Origin of the sequence: Mesorhizobium sp. M7A.F.Ca.CA.002.05.1.1, assembly GCF_003998335.1 — a bacterium.
GTDB lineage: Bacteria > Pseudomonadota > Alphaproteobacteria > Rhizobiales > Rhizobiaceae > Mesorhizobium.
This window is the reverse complement of the sequence record NZ_RZQI01000763.1, coordinates 1-2924: the sequence shown is the minus strand read 5'-3', so window position 1 is coordinate 2924 and position 2924 is coordinate 1. Positions and strand designations below refer to the sequence as shown.

At 63.3% G+C, this 2924-nt stretch carries 2 protein-coding genes and 1 pseudogene; all 3 read left to right on the top strand.

The features are described from left to right. Positions 1-1820 (top strand): heme lyase CcmF/NrfE family subunit (locus EN939_RS28040; RefSeq protein ID WP_164751283.1); only part of this gene is annotated, 1820 nt, incomplete at its 5' end. Next, a complete protein-coding gene (locus EN939_RS28035) occupies positions 1817-2284 on the top strand; it encodes a cytochrome c-type biogenesis protein (protein WP_127270956.1) in 468 nt (155 codons plus the stop codon). The genes EN939_RS28040 and EN939_RS28035, both read left to right, overlap by 4 nt. 130 nt (positions 2285-2414) lie before the next feature. Beyond that, a pseudogene (locus EN939_RS28030) lies at positions 2415-2924 on the top strand (S1C family serine protease); the annotation flags it as partial.

The following is a 2924-nucleotide window of genomic DNA, read 5'->3' as shown; positions in this document are numbered from 1 at the left end:
GTGCCTATGCAAGCTCCGATTTCTCGGTGGCAAGCGTGTGGGAAAACTCGCATTCCTTGCAGCCGTTGATCTACAAGATCACCGGAACCTGGGGCAATCATGAAGGCTCGATGCTGCTTTGGGTGTTGATCCTGACCTTCTTCGGCGCGCTCGTCGCCGCTTTCGGCTCCAACCTGCCGGCGACGCTGCGCGCCAATGTGCTTGCGGTGCAAGGCGCCATCGGCGCCGCCTTCTTCCTCTTCATCCTGGCGACGTCCAATCCGTTCATCCGGCTCAATCCGGCGCCGATCGAAGGCCGCGATCTCAACCCGATCCTGCAGGATCTCGGCCTCGCCATCCACCCACCGTTCCTCTATCTCGGCTATGTCGGCTTCTCGATCTGTTTTTCCTTCTCGGTCGCCGCCCTCATCGAAGGCCGCATCGACGCGTCCTGGGCGCGCTGGGTGCGGCCGTGGACGCTGGTCGCCTGGATGTTCCTGACCGGCGGCATCGCCATGGGATCGTACTGGGCCTACTATGAACTTGGCTGGGGCGGTTTCTGGTTCTGGGATCCGGTCGAGAACGCCTCCTTCATGCCGTGGCTGGCGGGCACAGCGCTGCTGCATTCGGCCATCGTCATGGAGAAGCGCTCGGCGCTGAAGATCTGGACGCTGCTGCTCGCCATCCTGACCTTTTCGCTGTCGCTGCTCGGCACCTTCCTCGTGCGTTCAGGCGTGCTGACCTCGGTGCACGCCTTTGCCACCGATCCGACGCGCGGCGTGTTTATCCTGTGCATACTGACGCTGTTTATCGGCGGCTCGCTGGCGCTGTTTGCGCTGCGCGCTTCCCGGCTGACGACCGGCGGCCTGTTCCAGCCGATTTCCCGAGAAGGGGCGCTGGTCCTCAACAATCTGTTCCTGACGACGGCGACGGCGACCGTCCTCGTCGGCACACTCTATCCGCTCGCCGTCGAAGCCTTTTCAGCCGACAAGATCTCGGTCGGCGCGCCGTTCTTCAATCTCACCTTCGGACCGCTGATGGTACCGTTGCTGCTCGTGGTTCCGTTCGGGCCGTTGCTGGCCTGGAAGCGCGGCGATGTCTTCGCCGTCGCGCAGCGCCTGATGGTGGCATTTGCAGCGGCGCTGCTGGCGACGTTGGTCACCGCTTTGTTCATCGACGGCGCCTCGGTGTTCGCAGCTCTGGGCGTTGGCCTTGCCGTCTGGCTGATCCTTGGCGCGCTCACCGATCTCGCCGTCAAATCGGGGGTCGGCAATGTCGCAGCGGGGATCATGGTCAGGCGCTTGCTCGGCCTGCCGCGCTCGGTCTTCGGCACCGCCTTCGCTCACCTTGGCCTCGGCCTGACCACGCTCGGCATCGTCGGCACACTTTGCTTCGGCACCGAGAAGATCCTGTCGATGCATGCCGGTGAGACCGTCGAACTGTCCGGCCATACGCTGCGTTTCGTCGGGCTTTATCCGGCCCAGGGACCGAATTACAGCGAGGATCTCGGCCGCTTCGAACTGATCGGCGTCAGCGGCAGCCCTGTTGGCGAAATCAGCTCCGCCAAACGGTTTTATCCGGTGCGGCAGATGACGACGACGGAATCGGGCATCAGGACGATTGGTTTCTCGCAGCTCTACATCTCGCTCGGCGACGAGGGCAATGACGGTTCCGTCGTCGTGCGTTTGTGGTGGAAGCCGCTGGTGACGTTGATCTGGGGCGGCGGCCTGATGATGATGGCGGGCGCGGCGATGTCACTGATGGACCGGCGCCTGCGCGTCGGCGCGCCGTCGCGGCGGCGCAAGCAGGCGAGCGCGGTGCCATCCGCGACCCTGCCATGAACGCGCGGTTTTCTCTGACCTCCATTGTCCTGCTGCTGGCGCTGTTCTTTGCCGGCACGGCCTCGGCGGTGAAGCCTGACGAGGTGCTGCCTGATCCGACGCTGGAGGCGCGGGCGCGGGCGCTGTCGGAAGGCTTGCGCTGCATGGTCTGCCAGAACCAGTCGATCGACGAATCCGATGCCGACCTTGCCCGCGACCTGCGCGTCCTTGTGCGTCAGCGCCTCGTCGCCGGCGACACCGACCAGCAGGTCATGGACTACGTGGTTTCGCGATATGGCGAGTTCGTGCTGCTGAAGCCGCGATTCGACCTGCGCAATGCGTTGCTGTGGGGCACGCCCGTCCTGCTGTTGCTGGTGGGAGGCGTTTTCATCGTGCTGACCGCGCGGTCGCGCCGCGTGCTGGCAACAAAATCACTGTCCTCCGAAGAACAGGCATCGTTGGACGCCATATTGCGCCGCGACTGATGTCCGCCGTCACTCCCAAACATTACCAAAGTTTCATGTGTCGGAAATGGCGCTGTAATGTGTGCCGCTCTAATTCTCCTTTCCGAGGATGCCGACCAAGCAGCGTCCGTTGAAAGAGGATAAGAGATCCATGAATATTGCCCCCAATTCATATTCCGTCACCCGCAAGCGTCTCATGGCTGCCGTCGCATCTGTCGCCGTGGCCGGTGCGATCGGGGTTGGCGCGCTGACCAGCGGAACCAGCCCTGTTCTGGCCGATGCCGTACGCGTCGAGGCGCCGCAGGTGCCGGGCTTCGCCGATGTCGTGGAGCGCGTTTCTCCCGCCGTTGTCAGTGTCAAGGTCAAGGCCAAGATCAGCCCGGCCGCCGATGATGGCTCCGACCCGTCCGACGACCAGGATGGCATGAACAACCTGCCCAACAATCCACAGCTACGCCGCTTCTTCAAGGAATTCCGTGGCTTTGGTGACCAGGACGGCCAGGGTGGCGGCAACAGGCGCTTCAGCCACCGCGACCGCAACAACGATCAGCCGCGGCCGGTTGCCCAGGGCTCGGGCTTCTTCATCTCGGATGACGGCTATCTCGTCACCAACAATCACGTTGTTTCAGAAGGCTCGGCCTTCACCGTGGTGATGCATGAC